17 protein-coding genes and 1 pseudogene are annotated in these 19,656 nt (G+C 47.4%); 6 read left to right on the top strand and 12 right to left on the bottom strand.

Annotated features, from left to right (window positions below; genetic code table 11):
- Positions 1-948 carry a phosphotriesterase family protein gene (locus tag NZD86_RS19345; protein ID WP_268043695.1) on the bottom strand — a complete coding sequence of 316 codons (948 nt, stop codon included), beginning with the start codon at positions 946-948 and terminating at the stop codon, positions 1-3.
- A 150-nt stretch (positions 949-1,098) separates the two neighbouring features.
- On the opposite strand from NZD86_RS19345, the gene NZD86_RS19350 reads away from it, so the two are divergent.
- From NZD86_RS19350 to NZD86_RS19365, 4 genes are read left to right on the top strand one after another with little or no spacing between them, the layout of a single operon-like run.
- The gene (locus tag NZD86_RS19350) at positions 1,099-2,163 is read left to right on the top strand and encodes an ABC transporter substrate-binding protein (RefSeq protein ID WP_268043696.1); all 1,065 of its coding nucleotides are present in this window, start codon (positions 1,099-1,101) and stop codon (positions 2,161-2,163) included.
- Positions 2,164-2,223: 60 nt separating this feature from the next.
- Positions 2,224-3,732 (top strand): sugar ABC transporter ATP-binding protein, encoded by a 1,509-nt coding sequence (locus NZD86_RS19355; protein ID WP_268046953.1) that lies wholly within the window; start codon positions 2,224-2,226, stop codon positions 3,730-3,732.
- Positions 3,732-4,688: an ABC transporter permease gene (locus NZD86_RS19360; protein WP_268043697.1), complete on the top strand. Its 957-nt coding sequence runs from the start codon at positions 3,732-3,734 to the stop codon at positions 4,686-4,688. Before NZD86_RS19355 ends, NZD86_RS19360 begins: the two co-directional genes overlap by 1 nt.
- A gap of 5 nt (positions 4,689-4,693) precedes the next feature.
- The gene (locus NZD86_RS19365) at positions 4,694-5,662 is read left to right on the top strand and encodes an ABC transporter permease (protein ID WP_268043698.1); all 969 of its coding nucleotides are present in this window, start codon (positions 4,694-4,696) and stop codon (positions 5,660-5,662) included.
- A gap of 108 nt (positions 5,663-5,770) precedes the next feature.
- Here the strand turns inward: NZD86_RS19365 and tnpC are convergent.
- From tnpC to NZD86_RS19380, 3 genes and pseudogenes are all read right to left on the bottom strand, one after another.
- A pseudogene (tnpC, locus tag NZD86_RS19370) lies at positions 5,771-6,807 on the bottom strand (IS66 family transposase); the annotation flags it as partial.
- Between the two features lie 25 nt (positions 6,808-6,832).
- On the bottom strand, positions 6,833-7,111 hold the full coding sequence (locus tag NZD86_RS19375) for a transposase (RefSeq protein WP_268043699.1): 279 nt from the start codon (positions 7,109-7,111) through the stop codon (positions 6,833-6,835).
- Positions 7,096-7,689 carry a transposase gene (locus NZD86_RS19380; RefSeq protein WP_268043700.1) on the bottom strand — a complete coding sequence of 198 codons (594 nt, stop codon included), beginning with the start codon at positions 7,687-7,689 and terminating at the stop codon, positions 7,096-7,098. Before NZD86_RS19380 ends, NZD86_RS19375 begins: the two co-directional genes overlap by 16 nt.
- Positions 7,690-8,164: 475 nt before the next feature.
- Between NZD86_RS19380 and NZD86_RS19385 the strand changes: the two genes are divergently transcribed.
- The gene (locus tag NZD86_RS19385) at positions 8,165-9,475 is read left to right on the top strand and encodes an IS1380 family transposase (protein WP_268043701.1); all 1,311 of its coding nucleotides are present in this window, start codon (positions 8,165-8,167) and stop codon (positions 9,473-9,475) included.
- Between the two features lie 201 nt (positions 9,476-9,676).
- Here the strand turns inward: NZD86_RS19385 and NZD86_RS19390 are convergent, their stop codons facing one another.
- From NZD86_RS19390 to NZD86_RS19410, 5 genes are all read right to left on the bottom strand, one after another.
- Positions 9,677-11,164 (bottom strand): IS5 family transposase, encoded by a 1,488-nt coding sequence (locus tag NZD86_RS19390; protein ID WP_021295996.1) that lies wholly within the window; start codon positions 11,162-11,164, stop codon positions 9,677-9,679.
- Positions 11,165-11,575: 411 nt separating this feature from the next.
- Positions 11,576-11,893, bottom strand: coding sequence for a hypothetical protein (locus tag NZD86_RS19395; protein ID WP_268043702.1), 318 nt, complete (start codon positions 11,891-11,893; stop codon positions 11,576-11,578).
- Between the two features lie 240 nt (positions 11,894-12,133).
- The gene (locus NZD86_RS19400; protein ID WP_268043704.1) at positions 12,134-13,315 is read right to left on the bottom strand and encodes a chromate transporter; all 1,182 of its coding nucleotides are present in this window, start codon (positions 13,313-13,315) and stop codon (positions 12,134-12,136) included.
- A 13-nt stretch (positions 13,316-13,328) separates the two neighbouring features.
- Positions 13,329-13,637, bottom strand: coding sequence for a PadR family transcriptional regulator (locus NZD86_RS19405; RefSeq protein WP_268046955.1), 309 nt, complete (start codon positions 13,635-13,637; stop codon positions 13,329-13,331).
- A gap of 1,453 nt (positions 13,638-15,090) precedes the next feature.
- The gene (locus NZD86_RS19410; RefSeq protein WP_268043706.1) at positions 15,091-15,426 is read right to left on the bottom strand and encodes a cupin domain-containing protein; all 336 of its coding nucleotides are present in this window, start codon (positions 15,424-15,426) and stop codon (positions 15,091-15,093) included.
- Between the two features lie 111 nt (positions 15,427-15,537).
- Between NZD86_RS19410 and NZD86_RS19415 the strand changes: the two genes are divergently transcribed.
- Positions 15,538-16,830 (top strand): IS1380 family transposase, encoded by a 1,293-nt coding sequence (locus NZD86_RS19415; protein ID WP_268043707.1) that lies wholly within the window; start codon positions 15,538-15,540, stop codon positions 16,828-16,830.
- Positions 16,831-17,042: 212 nt separating this feature from the next.
- Here the strand turns inward: NZD86_RS19415 and NZD86_RS19420 are convergent, their stop codons facing one another.
- The 3 genes from NZD86_RS19420 to NZD86_RS19430 all read right to left on the bottom strand — a co-directional run bounded on the left by NZD86_RS19420 (position 17,043) and on the right by NZD86_RS19430 (position 19,632).
- Entirely contained in the window at positions 17,043-17,261 is a 219-nt protein-coding gene (locus NZD86_RS19420) for a cupin domain-containing protein (RefSeq protein ID WP_268043708.1), read from the bottom strand.
- A gap of 14 nt (positions 17,262-17,275) precedes the next feature.
- The gene (locus NZD86_RS19425; RefSeq protein WP_268043709.1) at positions 17,276-17,725 is read right to left on the bottom strand and encodes a MarR family winged helix-turn-helix transcriptional regulator; all 450 of its coding nucleotides are present in this window, start codon (positions 17,723-17,725) and stop codon (positions 17,276-17,278) included.
- A 1,055-nt stretch (positions 17,726-18,780) separates the two neighbouring features.
- Entirely contained in the window at positions 18,781-19,632 is an 852-nt protein-coding gene (locus NZD86_RS19430; protein ID WP_268043710.1) for an aldo/keto reductase, read from the bottom strand.
- Positions 19,633-19,656: the final 24 nt, after the last annotated feature.

Below are 19,656 nucleotides of genomic sequence, written 5' to 3' on the forward strand. Positions count from 1 at the left end.
TTACTTCTTAAACGTGAGAAATTCGCGAGGATTGTTAACAGTTAAATCTTCAATAATTTGATCAATTTTCTCATCGCTGAACCCGTGATTTCCAAGTTCGTCCACCAAACGGGGAACGAAGCGCGTTGGGATGTACGTGAATCCAGGTCCGCCACCATACTGAGTGAGATACGATTTACGGGCCATATCTCCGGACAGCAGAATCTTCCGTTGATATCCCCTCTTAATTAGCTCGATCATAACGTCAATGCGCGCCTGATCGGTGTGATATTTAATCTTGCTGACTTGATCGAAACTGAGATAAACGCCCTTTTTTGCGATTTGGAGGTGGTACCAAAGGTCTGGATTCCTATCCAGGTGTCCGACGGTCCAATGTTCCAAGTTCACACCTTGGCGCTCGACCATTTCAATTTGCTCCAAGGCCATGGTTCCTGCTTCGGTATGCGAGAACATGGGAGCTTTAGTCTGTTTTTGCGCTTCGGCAACCGCCTTCAGTACTTTCTCTTCGACAGGCCAAATAGAGTTGTACATCGTGCCGAACTTGACTTGACCGGCTTTGTATTTAGTTCCATCGATGCCTTCTTCGACTTCTCGAATGACACGCTCCGTCAACTCATTCTGGCTTGCATCGTACACCCATTGATCAAAAAACAACCCTTTATTGAAGCCGGCGGTTGCAATCAGGTTAACGCCAGTAGCACGCGCCACTTCAACCACCGCTTCAATGTTGCGGCCGTAGTCAATGGCCGTAGCGTCTACGATGCTCTTGCCGCCTGTGTTCCGAAAATCTACTACTTCGGCAATAATTTTCTCCAATGAATCAAGTACCAAATCCGGATCTTTATCTGCGAATTTCTTCGGTGGACTTGCGATGATATGCTCGTGTGTAAGCGTTTTTCCTAATTCTATTGGAGAAATGTCGCCAAGTACCGTACGAACAAAACTCATGTATGATTACTCCTTCGCGATGGTCTAGGGTGAGCAACGACCCTAGTATGATAGAAACACATGACTAGTTGACTAGTCAAGTTATGCGTGCTACTATTCAACCGTGATTGAAAGCGCTGTATGAAAACGAATACGAGGGGGACAAAAGGCATGCATTCCAAAAAGATCATGGCGGGTGTTCTAGGCGTGCTCGCAACAACATTTATTCTGAGCGGGTGCGGATCAACATCGAACGGCACTGCTGCATCCGCAGGGTCATCCTCAAAGCCGGCAGCTAAAAAAGGACCTTATACCATTGGCTATGATATCTACTTCGCAGGTAACAGCTGGTCCGTACAGTTAGCTGATGAATTCAAGGCTGAAGCCGCTAAGCACAAAAGTGAAATCAAGCAAGTAGACTACACAGAGTCGAATGGGGATATCAACACACAGATTTCAAACATTAAGTCTCTCATCGCGAAGCACGTTGACGCCATTATTGTCACACCTAACTCTCCAACCGCATTGATTCCTGTCCTAAAAGAAGCACGTCAAAAAGGCATTGTGGTCGTCCTCCTTGCTGCTACTATTAACTCCCCTGACTACGACAGTTTGGTGACTGTTGATGACACAGACTTCGGTAAGGTTGGTGCAGAGTGGCTAGTCAAACAATTGAATGGAAAGGGTAATATCATTGTCTTGAACGGTATGGCTGGTATCTCGGTGTCCCAGGATCGCTGGAACGGTGCCGAGTCCGTTTTCAAAAGCTACCCAGGCATTCATGTCATTGCCTCGGCCAATGCCAACTGGGATTATGCGACGGGTAAGACAGCTGTCAGCAACATGCTAGCGGCTCACCCAGAAAAAATTGATGGTGTTTGGTCGCAAGGCGGTTCGATGACCATGGGAGCCATCGAAGCATTCCAAGCAGCTCATCGACCACTCGTTCCAATGACCGGTGAAGATAACAATGGATTCCTTAAAATGTGGGCAAAGTTGGAGCCACAAGGATTCCAAGCTATCGGTGTAAGTAAGCCAACCTGGCTGTCCGCAGACGCGTTGGATACGACGCTGGATATCCTCGATGGGAAGCCCTATAAAAAGGACAATGTGCTACAGCCACCTACTATTACGAACTCTGACCTATCCAAGTATGTGAAGCCGAATATGTCCGACAGCATGTACGATAATACCAAACTCTCCAATTCTGAGTTGCAACAACTGTTCTCTAAATAATATCCGCGGATGCCGCCACTAGGCGGCACTCCGTTTCGGGGTGAACTCCTTTTGAACTCGATGAAGCCGGTTCTTGAAGCTCACCACATTACCAAAGAGTTCTCCGGGAACGTGGTACTGAAGGATATTAACTTGGTTTGTAAGCCCGGTAGTGTACTAGCGCTGTGTGGGGAAAATGGAGCGGGTAAAAGTACACTGATGAACATTATTTCCGGTGTACTTTCTCCCTCAAGTGGTGACCTCTTCTGGTTAGGAGAGAATGTGAAGTTTCGTAATCCCGACGATGCAATGCAACGTGGCATTTACATTGTCCACCAAGAACTCAGCCTATTACCGCATCTGACCATCGCGGAAAATATTTTTCTCGGATACGAACCCAAAGGGAAACTTGGATTCCTGAATAATCGTAGGACCGTAGAACTGGCCAAAGAAATCCTAACCGATATCTCGTTTGATCTAGATGTACAATTAGTGGTTTCATCGTTGTCTCCCGCGCAACAACAAATGATCGAAATCGCTAAGGCTTGGTCACGTAAACCTAAGCTCTTGATTCTGGACGAACCGACCTCGAGTTTGCCGAAATCAGAAGTGACTTTGCTTATCAAAATGATTAACACGCTCAGAGAGCGGGGCGTTAGTATCATTTTTATATCCCACCGTTTGGACGAAATTTTAGATATTTCCGATCGCGTTGTTGTTCTCAAGGACGGAGTCCTTGTCACGGAAAAACCAACGATTGAACTCAACCGAGATCACCTAGTTCAGCTAATGGTCGGGCGCGATATTACACAGACATTCCCACCTCGCGTCCACATAACCGGCCAAGAAGAATCGATGCTCGAACTGAAAAATGTCTCTGTTCCGGGAAAAGTTCATTCGGCATCCTTGTCCGTTCCGAAAGGACACATCGTTGGACTTGGTGGACTTGAGGGACAGGGGCAACGAGATTTGGCCCGGGCTATTTTTGGAGTCAATCCATTCTCCAATGGAACGATGGTTGTCGAGGGCAAAGTGGTTCGTGTCAAGAGCCCACGCCAAGCCCTTCGATGCGGTGTCGTTTACATTCCAGATAATCGTCGTCAGGAAGGAATTGTACCACCGCTGTCCGTGCGAGAAAACATGGTTCTCTCGACGTTACCGCAGATTGCCTCTCGCGGTGTGTTACAAAAGCGTCGTGAACGGCAACAAGTCACGCAAGCAATTGAAAGCTTCTCCATCAAAGTCCACTCGATGGAGAACCTCATCACATCACTCAGCGGCGGAAACCAACAGAAGGTTATTTTCTCCAAGTGGTTGCGAAACAACCCAAGAATCCTTGTACTCCATGAGCCAACTCGTGGTGTAGACATTCAGTCCAAGGTTGAGATCTACCAGTTATTACGCAAGTTAGCCAATGAAGGCGTCGGAATTCTGATGATCTCGAGTGACATGATGGAGTTAATCGGAATGTCAGACCGGATATATGTGATGTACGAAGGAAGAATCACCGGTCATTTAAATGGAGAAACAGCTACAGAAGAACAGGTAATGAGTCTCGCTACAACCGCTGCGAAAGGAGTGGAAATGTAATGTTCGGATCATCCTGGATGCAAGCCCGACGTTCCATACCGGCCTACATTCTGCTCGCGGTTCTCGTGCTTGTGACATCAATTTTTTCATCATCTTTTCGCAGTGGACAGAACTTCGCGGACATCACCACTCAGCTTGCTCCGCTTGCATTCGTCGCAATTGGTCAAACGATAGTAATTTTGCAAGCCGGCATCGACCTATCCATCGGCTCAGTTGTGAGTTTGTCAACAGTCCTCATGGCTTTATATTCCGGGAACAACGTTACCGCAATGATTATCGCTGTTGTTCTCGTCTGCGCGGTGGGAATTTTAGTCGGGCTGCTGAACGGCGTTGGCATCGTATATTTTCGGGTACCGCCGCTTATCATGACACTCGGTACCGAGGTCATCGTAAAAGGTGTGGCATTGTATTTGATGCCTTCGCCGGGTGGAGCCGTTAATAGTGGCTTTGCGGGTGCACTCACTTCCGATTTCGGAAACATTACAGTGATGCTCATACTTACGATCCTACTCTATGCTTTGTTCACCTTTGTCTTCCAAAAGACGAAGTTTGGACGTTACACGTACGCGGTGGGCGGCGACAAGGGGGACGTATCCTCAGCTCGTAAGGCAGGTATCCCAGTAAACCGAACACAGATTCTCGGGTATGTAGTATGTTCATTGATGGGAGCACTAGGTGGATTACTGCTTGCAGCGAATATCTACTCTGGCGATCCGGTCATTGGCGACACATTCTCTCTCGATTCGATTACGGCCGTCATAGTGGGCGGAACCTCTCTTTTTGGCGGTGTTGGAACGGCCATTGGTAGCTTCGCTGGCGTAGTCTTGATCTCAATCATTGGTAACATCCTGAACATGTGGAACGTTCCAAGTTTCTATCAGTATATTGTTAAAGGTGTCATCCTCGTAACGGCATTGTTACTCTATCAACTGCGTGCGCGTAGAGGAAGGAGCTGAAGAAGTTGCGAACTGCCTCACTTACACCATCTTTTCTGAAAAAATCAAACAAAAGCAATAGTGTGCTAGGTGTGTACGCACTGTTGGTGGCATTTCTCATCGTTTACGCAATCGCTTCACCTCAGAGTTTTACTGGGACCCACCTTATGGACGTCGCCCTGCAGGCTGCACCACTTGGTGTGGTGGCGATTGGACAGACCATTGTTTTGCTACTGGCGGGTATCGATTTGTCGGTTGGTTCAGTAATTACCCTTACGAACGTAATTTTGGCTGGTGTGATGGTGGGACAGAATGGTCGCATGGGCATTGCCGTGATCTTTGCACTAGTAGTGGCAATTGCTATCGGGATCATCAACGGAGTCGCGGTCACGAAACTAAAAATCCCCCCATTTTTGGCTACGTTGGCTATGGGTTCTATCGTGGAGGGAATTTATTACGTCTATACCAAAGGCTCGCCGATCGGGAATATCGCTTCTGGTTTTCGCTGGATGTCAAATGGTTGGTTTGTCAACATATTACCATGGGCTGTTGTCATCTGGATTCTCATTTGGATTATCGCTGCATTCCTCCTATACCGTACATCGTTTGGCAGACGCTTGTATGCCACTGGCGGGAATGACCGTACGGCATGGCTCTCTGGCATACCCACGAATTACATCATTATCGGCGGTTACGTGTTGAGCTCAGTACTTGCTTCCTTGTCTGGATTCCTAATTTCTGCATACATCGGGGTGGCATCTATTGGGGTGGGGGATCCTTACACGCTAAACTCCGTTGCCGCAGCGGTCATCGGTGGGGCAGCATTCACGGGAGGTCGCGGCGGTCTTTCCGGAACATTTGCAGGCGTGCTCATCATGGAATTCCTGCAAAGTCTACTTACGGCTCTCAACGTGTCTTCCGCAGGTCAACTCATTAGTCAAGGTATCGTTATTGTTGTCATGGTCGCGATCAATCAATGGCGGTCCAAGGCATAATTTATAGGTAGTGAACGTCAAACCCGGCACACCTTGTGCACGAACCACGTTTGTTCATAATCGGATATAATGAATCCCCGCAGCGTCGCTGGCGGGGATGTTGATCTTCTATGCTCTTGTCTTTCGTTTTCGTATCTCCTCTGGCAACTCTTCGGACCACGGCAGCAAAGCGTCTACGACATGCTCGTCATCCATTTGGATGTTTGGTAGCCGCTCAAACAGATACTCCAGATATAGGCGCGGATCTAAACCATTCTCTTTCGCCGTCTCTACCAAACTATAAGTAATGGCACTTGCTCTCGCACCACGTGGTGTATTACTGAACATCCACGCCTTGCGGCCGATCACAAAAGGCTTGATAGACCGCTCACTCCGGTTGTTATCCAGTTCCAGGTTCCCGTCTTCTAGAAACACAATGAGTTTGCTCCATTGGTTCATGCAATACGTAATGGCTTTGCCTAAAACACTCTTTGGCAGCACAAGTGGACTCTGCTCATGCAACCATGCTGAAAAAGCATCGAGCACGGGTCGACTTTGCTTTTCTCGGCCTGCTCGACGTTCTTCCGGTGTGGCGTCCTTCAACCCACGTTCAATCTTGAATAACTCATTGCAATATTGAAGCCCAGTCCGTGCAGCCGAAGTTTTTTCTGTTCGGCGCTCGGCAGCGATTGAAGGGCGTCATTGAAACCGCGCCGCGCATGAGACCAGCACCCGACCAGTGTCGCGTTCTCCACGTCGTGGTATCCGGCATATCCGTCTACATGCAGGTACCCCTTGAACCCTCGGAGGAACGTCTTCGGATGCTCCTTCGACCGACTCTCTTGATAGTCATACAGCACAATCGGCGGTCCATCACGTCCACTTCGGTACAGCCACATATACGATTTCGAATTGGCCGCCCGTCCGGGTTCGTGTAGTACCTGCAGTGTTGTCTCATCTGCATGTAAATAATGTCGGGCAAGCAATTCCTCATGAAGCCTGTCGAATATGAGGCTCAGCCAACGCGTAGCTCCGACTACCACCCAATTCGCCAGCGTCTGACGAGAAAGCGATATGTCCTGTCGGATGAATTGCTGCTCCTGTCGGTACAAAGGCATGCCTTCCACAAACTTCTTACTCATGATATAAGACACCATGGATGCCGAAGTTCACCAGCCGGACGTTCCATCTTCACGACCACCCGGCGGGCATGTTCCCAACTGGTGTTTGATACATGAATTCCCTGTAATGGACTTGTCGTTTGTGTAATCTTTCAGCGTTTAGTAATGGATCCGCCATGACCTGCGCAATGGACTGTAGCCGTGCGTTTGACTTGAGGCGGATGGCGTATTTATGACCCTTGGTTTCCGCCAACTCAAACAGCCCTGGAACGGCAAACCCACTATCGCCACGAATGACGATGAGGCTATCCGGGTTCAGCCTACCGTATCGATTCAGAATTGGTCCCACAAACCGGACGACTTGACTACGTTGCCTGCACGAAGCTCTGCTCGCAGACAATCACCGGTCAGACCGTCAAAGCAAAACAACGGATGAAATCCATGTTGCTGGTAGTGGTAATTGAAATTCGCTCCATGCTGTTTTCCGTAGGCAGCAAAGCTGGAGGAATCCAAATCAAAAACGAATTGGTTCTGGGGTTTTATAGCGTACACGCGACGCTGCAACGTTTCATTCACACACTCCAGAGATTTGGCAGTCGCAATATCCGCTTTATCGTTGAAACGAGACAAAGTAGGTTGTGAGGCCAAGCTTTCCTTTCCCAGCAGCATAGTTAGCAATGGCTCTACAGCTAAATCATCTGCGTGATCGTCTGTATGGTAGCCAGCTATGTGCTGATACAGTTTCTGAAGAACCACGTCGCTATTTGGATGATCCCGATGAAAGACCGAATCATGAACCACGAGCAGTTCTTCTACCGCTTCGGATAGGCCCAGTTTGTGATCGAATTCTTTGTATAGGAGCAGTCCAGCATCCGAGGTCAAGTCGCCGCCGTCAAAATTCATTTTCACCCTGGGGTTGAAGTTCATGACATTCTCTTGTAGGCTTTTCAATAGAAGAGCTCTCCTTTGATGTGTTTGGATTAGACACCTTAACACTACCAAAGGTTGGGCTTTTTTCCTATGTGCTCACGTCACTTTTTGAGTGAATCGCTAAATCCCCTTATAGCCCTTGCACCGCTTGCATTTACAGGTCCTTCACGATCGCGCTATGAATATTTCAGGTCTATGTAATATGCCCACAACCGGTGAACATCCCCTCACTTGTCCCCACTAAGTTTGATAAAACACTTCCACGTTTATGAGACATTCTGTTGTGTAGCTACCCGTTTAGAAACCGTGTATACAGACTTTCAAAGGAGTCCCAAGACACACTTTGTATAAACCCGGATTTCGACGGTTTTGTCCTCTTTGAATTGACCCGAATAATTGAAAAGGCGCTCCCCGTAAGGCTAAGATGAGTTTGTCGAGAACACATCTCTAGCACGAAAGGAGCACCTTTAAGGTGAAACAACATAAGCATACACGAAAACACCGCCGCCGGAAAAGCTGTAAAATACATACTCACTTCGACCTCAATTCTGCCACTGCATTTGGCGGGGCGGCAGGACTCATCGATTTCGTCCTCCAAACCGGTATGGATAAGTATTTTTGCACAGAGGAACTTGGCAAACGGAAAGACGCTCAATTCCAAATGGATGACGTTGCTCTTACGTTCGTCCTCGGTACATTGCTGGGTCAGGAACGAATTTTCCACTTCGAGGACATTGAGCATGATCCCCTTCTTATGCTCAAGCTGGATCTGTCGAAGCTGCCAGATACAACGCTGCTGTACAAGGACTTGAAGCGGCTAGGCTCCCCTGTTGGTATGGAGGCGATCCGCTCGGCACAGCGCCTTGTACTTAAGTCGCTACTCCCCAAAGGACATGACATTGTCGTTGACATAGATTCTTCAGTGGAGACGGTGTTTGGAAACCAGGAACAATCTGCTGTAGGGTTCAATCCGCATCATCATGGAAGGGCAAGTTTTCATCCCTTGCTAGCGTTTGAATCGCAGATGGGGTGCTGCATCTATGACGAACTGCGTTCCGGCGACGCTCACACAGCAGAAGGGTTTGCAGCCTTCTATGAGGCGATGAAAAAGCAGTTGCCAACAGGTGTAAACATCCGTGCCATCCGCATGGATAAAGGGTTTACCGGTGAAAAGGTGTTTCAGACACTGGAACAAGACGGGCGAGACTACGTGATCAAACTGAAATGGACTAAGCGACTAGCAGAGCTGGCCCCCAACCTAGCGTGGCATTGTATCACCCAGAGTGATACAGAACACTGCGATGTTGCCTCCCTTATGTACCAGGCAACATCCTGGGAAAAACCTCGGCGAGTTGTCATTGTGCGTCGATTGGACATTGACCCGCAGGAGGTCCTATGTGCGGATTGGTTTTGGGAGTACGAGGCCATAGCCACAACGTTCGACTGGAACGGTGAGGACATATGGCATTTCTACAACCACCGTGGCAACGCTGAGAATCATATCAAAGAAGCCAAATATGGATTCGCCGTTGACCAATTCTCGAGTCAGAATTTCAATACCAACAAAGCGTTGGAAGCTCTGAAGCTGCTGGCATACAACCTGCTCCTGTTATATAAACAAGCAGCGTTGCAACCTGGAGTGCGTCAGTGGACAGTTGGACGGCTCCGGCGGAGACTATTCCTTCTACCCGGAATTTTGGTTCACCATGCACGTCAGTGGACAATTCGTCTGCCCGAGTTCGCACAGCGCCTGTCCACCCAAGTCCTTCAGGTGGCGACATAGTGATTTCCAAGCTGAACTGGCAAAAATGACGGTCCATTATGGGGAGGGGGAAAGTGTGTCCAAAGGTTCAATCCAGGACCACTATGCTATCGTGATCGTTAACATATTTACCTATTAATTGAATTTCCAGCCCTGTCGGGCTGTTAAATGAAAAAACCGTCGAAATCCGGGATAAATATTCATTAGGGGCTGCTGAATGATCTATGCAACAACCTTGCTTATGTCGAAATCCGTTCCGAAGAGTTCATCGAGTATGAGCCAAAAAAGAAGCCGTAACCTCTTCTCAAGGTTCAATACCAGTAGTTGGATGGCAATAACCGTCTCGCTCGTCTGACGAAGGCGTGCTCGAATCAGGCCAAGCCCGTAGATTCGCTTGCCTTCTCCGAATTTTCCTTCCACGGCATTCCGCTCGCCCATGTCCTGCCGTTCCATTTTCTTTTGCTCAGGGTCCGTCTGCTTGGGCGGTCGTCCGAGTTTCGGACCGCTCAGCCGGATTCCGTGGTCCTTGCAGTACTTGAGATTCTCCCGCGTTCGATAGATTTTGTCCGCCAAGATGGCCTCCGGGTAGTATCCGAAGCGTTCTTGGTAGCGCTCCACCGACTCTATCAGCGTCGTGCCTTCATTGAAACTGTCCCAACCGATCTCCTCCAGCAAGGTGTATCCATTGACCACACTGATGGCCAATTTTGGACCGAACTCCACATTCGCCTTTGCCTTTCCACGTACAATCGGCCGAACATCAGGCTGTACGATACTCACGATCCGGTCGCTCACCCGATGGTTACGCAATCGATACATTTCTCGTTGTTGACGATACAACTCACCAATGACCAAGAGGTCACGGTATTGTCGCCGCGAGAGTGCTGTTAGCGGAGTGTGTTGGACGAGTTGTTTAATAAATCTCAAGTCCCTCGCCACGTAACGCAATTGTCGCCCAACGGCTCTGCGAATCTCTGAGCGACCTGGCTTGCGGTTCTTTGCAGTTCTCAGATAGTCCCGGCGTGCTTGACGACGTCGGTCTCTCGGCTTCTTCATTTCGCCTTTGTGCGGCGCATGGAGCGTGTCAAGGATATCCTCCAACTTCTCACGCGCTTTGTTCAACAACGACAAGTCAGTTGGGTAGGCCACGTCTGCTGGTGTACAGGTTGCATCCAGGATGAGCTTTCCTTGATGGGTTGGTGGCTCCTGAACTTCAGATTGCGATCCACCGTTTGCATCGAACTTTCCAGATTCCCTAGGAGGTTCGTCCCTGTTCTCGTCGTCGTCCCCATTCTGTTCTTCCTGCAATCCGGCTTGCACAATCCATTCATTGACTTGGTTGATGATATCGGGACCCAATCGCTTGCGAAAATACGTCAGAAGAGAGGGATCAAAAGGTGGTTCCTCTTGATACGCCTCAAGACCAATGAAGTACTGCAGGTACGGGTTTTCCGTGATGTGCTGGACCAAGTGACGATCCGAAAAACCTTCTCGTTCCTGAATGATTAGCGCGCCAAGCGCCATCCGAACGGAGACGGCCCGTCCGCCTCGAAGATCTCTGCTAAAGTGTTTGCTGTATTCCTGTTCCACACGTCGCCACGGAATGATATATGAAAGTTGAACCCAGCGATTGTCTTCGCTAAGTCGGCCACCAAACGGTAGGAAGAAGTCTCCGGGAAGTATCTGTTGGTCCTGATGATTCGCGTACAATTACAGACCTCCAAGTGCACGGTTTTTCGCCTGTTCCGCTCAAAATCCATACACTTTATTTCGACAATTGGCACGCGAAATCCTTGCTACGATTAGGTTTATGGTTCATTCAGCAGACCCTATGTAGTTGGACACTGGTTGCATTAATTTTTAAGCTTAGATTCAAAAACTGCGTGTTATGACCTCAGTCGACCAAGCCTGAAAATACCCAATGTTTTATCATTTTTTTGGAGATCGGTACGCATGATCGGAGTGACAAGTCAGAACGTGCAATACACCCTTGTACATATCGATATTATGCATGTTCAGAAATCGATAAAACCACTCGGATCGTTCGTAGGAGAATTGACTGTCCGAGCGTATATGGTATGTAGCAAGAATGGAGCAGGATCCTGCTCCGTTGTCGTCTGTCTACAATTTCAGTCCCGTAAAGGGATTATCCACCGAAGATGCAACCTCTGTAATTAACCTCTTCCTATTTCTGTATGTTTGTTCACTGTAAAACTCCCTGAGTCTAACTTCACCGATGGCTTCGAGCAACGTGGAAAACCCAATCAATGTTTCAACTCGACTAATCTTATAAGCCTGAAGCCAGGCATAGCCAAAGTCAGGTCTAAGGGTCTTTGTGAATCGAAGTAGTGCCTGCACCTTATTCAGACTCATGAAGTAGTCAAAGAACTGCGCAGTCAGCAGATCACATGCTAGACGATCGGAAAAGTACTTCTTCATATCGTGTCTTGACGGTCTGATCTCAACACGCAGTATCCCCTTAGCAAGTTCCAATATCTCAGCCGCTTCACCGTACCATCCTGCAGTCCTAGGGGAGTCCCATTAAAATGGGTTTATTCCTATGTACAGGTAAAAACCACGGACCAATTGATCCGTGGTTTTGATTGGTGGAGGCGACCCGAATCGGACCGAAATCCTCAAAACGATAATTCAGATATGATTTATAAATGCCCCACTTTCCTAAACAAGAGCGGATATCACAATCCCGCCAACCGCAGAAATGATTACAACTATCCAAGGTGGCAGTTTCCAAATCATGAGTAAGGCAAAAACCACAATTGCGAGGGAGAAATCATATGGCGTTTTAATTGCACTGGTCCATACAGGGTTATACAGCGCAGCGATGAGTATCCCAACGACAGATGCGTTTATTCCGGCAAGTGCGGATTGAAATCCTGGTCGAGAACGTATTGCGTTCCAGAACGGCAATGCACCTGCCACCAGTAAGAAGGCGGGTAGAAAAATGGCAATTAGTGCCAATAGGCCGCCGACGATTCCATTTGGATATGGTTTTGATACGTATCCGAGATAGGAAGAAAAAGTGAATAATGGTCCTGGCACCGCTTGTGTAGCACCGTAACCCGCAAGAAACTGTGCATTTGTCATCCATCCTGTAGGAACCACGTCTCGTTGTAATAGTGGAAGAACGACATGACCTCCGCCAAAAACCAAGGCACCGTCCCGGTAAAAGCTATCAAACATTGCGAGTCCCTGATTGTGAATGCCAACCCTCAAGAGAGGCGGTGTAAGTAGAAGTACAAGAAATGAAATGAGAAAGCCTATTCCTGCTTTTCGGGTAATCGGGATATACATTGGTTGGATTTTCTGAGCCGAATCTGTTTTAAAAAAGCGCCATCCAATGAGTCCTGAGACGATAATGATGAGCACTTGAACGTAGGATGTGGGAACCAAAAGCGTGATGACCGCCGCGAGGATTGCAATTGCACCTCTTACTCGTCCTGTTGCGAGCTTAGTTGCCATCCCCCAAACCGCTTGGGCTACAACAGCTACGGCAACGATCATCAAACCATGCAGCCAACCCGCTTGTTGTATATTGAAGCTTTTAAGCGCAAAAGCAAAAATCATCAGCGCAATGGCGGACGGTAGTGTAAATCCAAGCCATGCGGTGAGACCCCCGATAAGTCCTGCACGTTGAATTCCGATTGCGATTCCTACTTGACTGCTTGCGGGACCGGGGAGGAACTGACAAAGTGCTACCAAGTCAGCATAACTCTTTTCATCGAGCCACTTACGACGTTTCACGTATTCCTCGTGAAAGTACCCTAAGTGCGCAATTGGACCACCGAATGATGTTAGTCCTAACCGGGTTGAAATCTTCAAAACCTCAAGTATGCGATTCAATGGCAATCACGTCCTACTCTTTGATCTCTTTGAACAGCTCAGATGCTTTTTTTCTGGCTTCTTCGAGCACTTCCGCACCAATTGATGTGGTGGTGTAATATTTTCGAATCTTACCGTCCACAAGCAGATCTTCTCTCATCAAAAGCCCTTCCTTTTCCATTGTGTGCAACACTGGATACAGCGTCCCCGCACTCATGTTGTACCCGTGATGCTCTAGTTCCTCCAACATCCATTTGCCGTAAATGGGCTCCGTCTTTGCGTGATGCAAGATGTGGATCTGAATAAACCCCAAAAACAATTTCCGTAGGATACGATCCTCGATCGCCAATCACCTCATATCGAATATAGATATCGAAGTTCGATATCATGTTACCACATCACCCTAAGGTTTAGTTTGTTTCTGCTCATTTTTTTGTTCAAACGTAGTCAGGATTTTGCTGTCTTTGGTGGTGTTACTAGGTGTGCTAGCCAATGAATCATTCGTCACACTGGTATAAAAAATACGGACCAGAATCCTGATCCATATCACATCTTGCTATGAAAGTGCAAGTCTTGAGAACCAGTCAAATTCACCGCTTATGAAACCTTGTTCTGCAAAATTAAACTGTGACTCTGCGAACAAACAAAGCATTCTTGTAACGTGTGGTCGTAAGGAAAACACGTGGACTGGTTGGTGTGATTAATTTCCAATGATTAATCCAAACATTTCCTGCAGGATGAAGACGGTTTTGTAAAGAACACACCAGTACACCGTTTTTTGCATCCAGTCCAGTGGGTAGGTTCATACTTTTTTTAACTCGAATTTTAACTACCACGCAAGTTCCGACATGAAGATTGGGGTTCGAAGTTGCAGGGCATTTTAAAGCGAATGTTGGGTTGCTTGGAGTCCGTAACACTTGCCTCACATTGTGTAAAGTAAGATTCTGCCGAACGAGCTTCCCATTTAACTGATTAACTACGTAATGAATGATAGTAACTGTATTCGGCGGTTTGTTTCCATTTGCGATAGCTGATGTCAGCACTCCATCGTGTACGACCCACATGCCGCTTCTCCGGTACACTACCCCGACACATTCCCCTTTTTTCAGATTGAGATTCGGATTTGGCATTCTTCAGAAAACTCCTTTCTTTTATCTACTCAAACGATTTTCGATCGCTTTGTTTGCTAAAGCCTATTAAAAACATGCTGTCTGGTAAGTGAAAAAATTGATTTAAGTTGACCGGGCTTTATGTTCTGGACACGTCGTCTGAGTAATGTTTCAGACGCTCAGGTAATGTTTGGATGCATGATGCGCAGACTCTCGCCCCTAATCCAACACTGTGTTGTCTCCAGTAAATTCGGGAGGTACTCAATTTGAAAAGGACAGATGATGCAGGACAAGCATGTAAAGTTATTTTCTGGGTATGGAAATGAAAAAGAGAACCCAGTGGCAATGGGTTCCCTAACACATCTTAGTATTGATTGGCAAGTCCGTGGAGGCGAGGCTCCTCGGTCCGAAATCCTCAAAATGACGATACTGGTTTGAGTATGAATGGTACCGCTTCTGAACATCTGCCTCGCCTCCTTGTCTTGCACTAAAGCGGAGGTTAGAAAGAGTCATCCGGCGCAAGCAAGTTGTACGTGCCTAGCTTCTACACATATTACGTTAATGCCCCCGCCAATAAAATTTCCATTAATGTTCAACATATGAGACATAGGTTCACGAATGATCGACTAAAAACAGGGAGTCACCCCCGTCCAAACAAGGTGACTCCCTGCGGTTACAGCGCGACCCTCATGCAATCGGTACAACTTCAGTGTCATACTTTTTCATGACTTCGCCGATTGTTTGAGGATTGATATTCCCTTGTTTAACCAATTGGGCAATGTCGTCAAAATAGTGAACGTATTTGGACGGTGAGAATGTGTTGATGAATCGGGCTGATGCGTCGGTGGGATTATGAAAAGTATGAGCAACCCCTATAGGGACCGTGAGGGTGTCTCCCCCTCTGAGTCTTACTGGGTTGCCCTCGACCAGAAATTCAAGCCTGGAATATTCATAGCGCGATCGTGAAGGACCTGTAAATGCAAGCGGTGCAAGGGCTATAAGGGGATTTAGCGATTCACTCAAAAAGTGACGTGAGCACATAGGAAAAAAGCCCAACCTTTGGTAGTGTTAAGGTGTCTAATCCAAACACATCAAAGGAGAGCTCTTCTATTGAAAAGCCTACAAGAGAATGTCATGAACTTCAACCCCAGGGTGAAAATGAATTTTGACGGCGGCGACTTGACCTCGGATGCTGGACTGCTCCTATACAAAGAATTCGATCACAAACTGGGCCTATCCGAAGCGGTAGAAGAACTGCTCGTGGTTCATGATTCGGTCTTTCATCGGGATCATCCAAATAGCGACGTGGTTCTTCAGAAACTGTATCAGCACATAGCTGGCTACCATACAGACGATCACGCAGATGATTTAGCTGTAGAGCCATTGCTAACTATGCTGCTGGGAAAGGAAAGCTTGGCCTCACAACCTACTTTGTCTCGTTTCAACGATAAGGCGGATATTGCGACTGCCAAATCTCTGGAGTGTGTGAATGAAACGTTGCAGCGTCGCGTGTACGCTATAAAACCCCAGAACCAATTCGTTTTTGATTTGGATTCCTCCAGCTTTGCTGCCTACGGAAAACAGCATGGAGCGAATTTCAATTACCACTACCAGCAACATGGATTTCATCCGTTGTTTTGCTTTGACGGTCTGACCGGTGATTGTCTGCGAGCAGAGCTTCGTGCAGGCAACGTATACACTTCCCGTCAAGTCGTCCGGTTTGTGGGACCAATTCTGAATCGATACGGTAGGCTGAACCCGGATAGCCTCATCGTCATTCGTGGCGATAGTGGGTTTGCCGTTCCAGGACTGTTTGAGTTGGCGGAAACCAAGGGTCATAAATACGCCATCCGCCTCAAGTCAAACGCACGGCTACAGTCCATTGCGCAGGTCATGGCGGATCCATTACTAAACGCTGAAAGATTACACAAACGACAAGTCCATTACAGGGAATTCATGTATCAAGCATCCAGTTGGGAACATGCCCGCCGGGTGGTCGTGAAGATGGAACGTCCGGCTGGTGAACTGTTGTTTCAATTCACATTTATCGTGACCAATATGACGCTGCAGCCCAAGAACATCATTCGCTTTTACTGCCAGCGCGGTCATATGGAGAATTTCATCAAGGAAGCCAAAAATGGATTTGCGTGCGATAAGATGAGCAGTACAGACTTTGAAGCGAATGTCGTGAAACTCCAGTTAGCCATACTTGCGTATAACTTTAACAATTGGTTTCGCCGATTGTGTGTACCAGAGAAAATGCAATCAAGTCGGATGGAGACTTTGCGAACCAAACTGGTCAAAGTTGCGGGGAAGCTAGCTCACTCTGGCCGATACTGGACTTGGAAATTGTGCAGTTCGTGTGTGTATCGAAAAGAGTTCATTCAGACGCTTAAAAACGTAGCCGCATTACCGCAGTTCGGTTGAGATGATTCCCGTCTGAATAACAACTGGAACAGACATGAGAGGTGAATACGGGATAGGTGCGCCTTCTCATCAGTCCATATTTATCCACACGTAACCCCACAGGAGACCGTGGTCATGAAAGTCCAAGTCCAGACCTACGAGAACGAAAGTTCAATTGATCCTAGACCATTGGTTTCCTATATTCATCCATTTGTTACAAGCGGTTTACTTGGCTATGAATATTTCAGGTCAAGTTCTCCATCCAAAACATAAAAGATTTCCTCATGAGCGTAATGGACGTGTGGAGGCGGAGTGGTGGACCCTGGCAGTACCTCCGCCTCGACCACGCTCAACTCTTGCCTCGTCCGTGTTCCGTCCTCGATCACCCAAAGTTTAATACCGGCTAGTTGAATGAATTTTCCTTCCCGGCTTTTAACAATGCTCGTATCCAAGAAAAGTTCCTCCTTCATGATTCGCTTATTATCGGAGATGGAATCAATTCAACCAAGATGTTCCGCAATTCCTGAAAGCGTTCATGTCCGACTTTCATTGCCCATTCTCTTTCGATGTCCGCCATGACTGAATAGAAAAACAAGCTCAATTCCTCACCTTTTGCCGTTAATTTCACAATTCTTGTTCTTCGGTCGTGATGACTACGCTCTTTTTCTACATAACCTCCCCTAATTAGATGCTGTACTAACTCCCCCATGGATTGAGTTGTCATCCCTGCAAGCTTCGCCAAATCTGATATAGTCAGACCCGAGGGATTGAAGCCTAAAGGTTGTATCACCGGTGCATAAGTCATGTTTACATCGCAGTAGCCAGCTTCAATCAAACGCTGGTGGACAATCTTACTTGATTCTTGATGGGCGATTCGAAGTAGTGCTCCGATTTTCAAATCCTGTTTTGTGTACAAGGTTACGCCTCCACAATACGAAGGTGACCTTCGTACTTATGATAAAAGTAACTCGCCTGAATCGTTAAGTCAATACCCTGGTGTAAGTATTCTTATGAACGTGCTTGGGACATTGCTACACGGCGTGCGCTCAGTGCTTATTGAACACTCCTTCCCGTTACTGCAACAATGCATCGTCAATACCATGTGTGAAATCTGAGCCTGTTCACTCACTGTTTTCTCCGCAGCCCCGGAAAACAAAATATGGACCAAACCCTGGTCCATATCACATCTTGCTATGCACTTGCAAGTCGTTGGTGGAGGCGACGGGAGTCGGTCCGAAATCCTCAAATTCACGATTCAGGTCTGACCCACCTGTTCGAGGAGGATCAACGACTGTGAAACCTTTGCGACTCATCTTGACTCATCTTGAGGAATCGATCAAGTGTACGGTAACTGCCCATGCAGAGGGGGCATCCGGACCATGGGTTAATCTTCACCAACGCATGAATAGCACTACTACTTTGTCAGTATATTGCGATTGCAGCATCATCGCCGGTCAATTTCACTTGGGTGTTTGCATTGCCGGCCTCCGCACCTGTAGGTTGTTCGGATGTTCACTGAGCGCCCGATTCCCGGAGCACTCGGTTCTCGGCGAGATTAAAGCAATTGAGTTTGCAATCCAGTGCGTCGAACGTTGCATTAACACTTCGGAATGTGATGCTGTCAAGTCTGTCGCTTTATTCTCAGACGTAGAGTATATTCAGCGCCTGCTGAACTTTAAGACTCACCGAATGCATCGGCCTGTGTTAGAAGCGGTTCAGCAATTGAATCGCAGTATACACCGATTTTCCGGGGCATATCCCGCCATCCGTTTGCGGATCAACTTTCTCGGAAATACGGCTCAACGAAATAACATTTATTATCATGCTGCGTACAAGGTCGCTAGAAACGTCGCACGGGCGAGCTCCCGAATCACTTGGTAGATAAATGTTAGAACATCTGCGTTATTTGCCCGTTCTATTTGCGCATTCTGAACCTGCCGGATAGCGCTCTTCCTCCAGTGCTTCAGAGCATTAGATATCAAGTTTACGGCTGCTGAGCCGTTTCACGATTTCAGGATCGTTGTGCGAAAAGAACAAACTCTGTTTCGTATCTATCATAGCAACCTTCGCCATGTCTTCTTGGCTTAATTCAAAGTCAGAGATATTGAAGTTTTCGATGATCCGATCTTTACGAACAGACTTTGGAATCGCAACGACTCCTCGTTGTGTCAACCAACGCAAAATCACCTGAGCAACTGACTTGTTGTACTTCTGAGCGATGGATACTAGAACCTCGTTCTGGAAGATGTTGTTTCGCCCTTCTGCAAAAGGCCCCCAGGACTCAATCTGCACGTTATTGTCTTTCATGATTTCGGCACTTTCGATTTGCTGGCAGAATGGGTGCGTTTCAACCTGGTTTACAGCGGGAGTCACTTCATTGTGTATGATCAAATCGATCAGACGATCCATTTGGAAGTTACTCACGCCAATGGCTCTGATTTTTCCCTCACGATACAATTCCTCCATTGCACGCCAGGAACCATACACATCACCAAATGGCTGATGGATCAAATACAAATCCAAGTAATCCAATTGCAGCTGTTCCAGTGACTTTGCGAATGCCTTCTTTGTACGCTCATAGCCCGTGTCCTGGACCCAGAGTTTTGTCGTGACAAACATTTCCTCTCTGGACACGCCACTGCGTTTTAGTGCTCTGCCAACCGCTTCTTCATTTAGATAAGAAGCAGCGGTATCAATCAGACGATAGCCTGCCATAAGTGCATCATATACGCTTTGTTCGCATTCATTTGCATCCGTCATCTGATAAACACCAAAGCCGAGTATTGGCATTTCAACGCCATTGTTCAAAGTTACTTTTTGCATATAAAACCCTCCGATTTTTCATTT

The organism is Alicyclobacillus dauci, from assembly GCF_026651605.1.
Taxonomy (GTDB): Bacteria; Bacillota; Bacilli; order Alicyclobacillales; family Alicyclobacillaceae; genus Alicyclobacillus; species Alicyclobacillus dauci.

What these genes read in the sequence shown, in the direction of transcription:
- NZD86_RS19380 (WP_268043700.1), bottom strand. Translation starts at nt 7,689, where the DNA reads ATGAACTTCAACCCCAGGGTGAAAATGAATTTTGACGGCGGCGACTTG.
- NZD86_RS19430 (WP_268043710.1), bottom strand. Translation starts at nt 19,632, where the DNA reads ATGCAAAAAGTAACTTTGAACAATGGCGTTGAAATGCCAATACTCGGC.
- NZD86_RS19345 (WP_268043695.1), bottom strand. Translation starts at nt 948, where the DNA reads ATGAGTTTTGTTCGTACGGTACTTGGCGACATTTCTCCAATAGAATTA.
- NZD86_RS19395 (WP_268043702.1), bottom strand. Translation starts at nt 11,893, where the DNA reads ATGAAGAAGTACTTTTCCGATCGTCTAGCATGTGATCTGCTGACTGCG.
- NZD86_RS19360 (WP_268043697.1), top strand. Translation starts at nt 3,732, where the DNA reads ATGTTCGGATCATCCTGGATGCAAGCCCGACGTTCCATACCGGCCTAC.
- NZD86_RS19415 (WP_268043707.1), top strand. Translation starts at nt 15,538, where the DNA reads ATGAACTTCAACCCCAGGGTGAAAATGAATTTTGACGGCGGCGACTTG.
- NZD86_RS19350 (WP_268043696.1), top strand. Translation starts at nt 1,099, where the DNA reads ATGCATTCCAAAAAGATCATGGCGGGTGTTCTAGGCGTGCTCGCAACA.
- NZD86_RS19355 (WP_268046953.1), top strand. Translation starts at nt 2,224, where the DNA reads ATGAAGCCGGTTCTTGAAGCTCACCACATTACCAAAGAGTTCTCCGGG.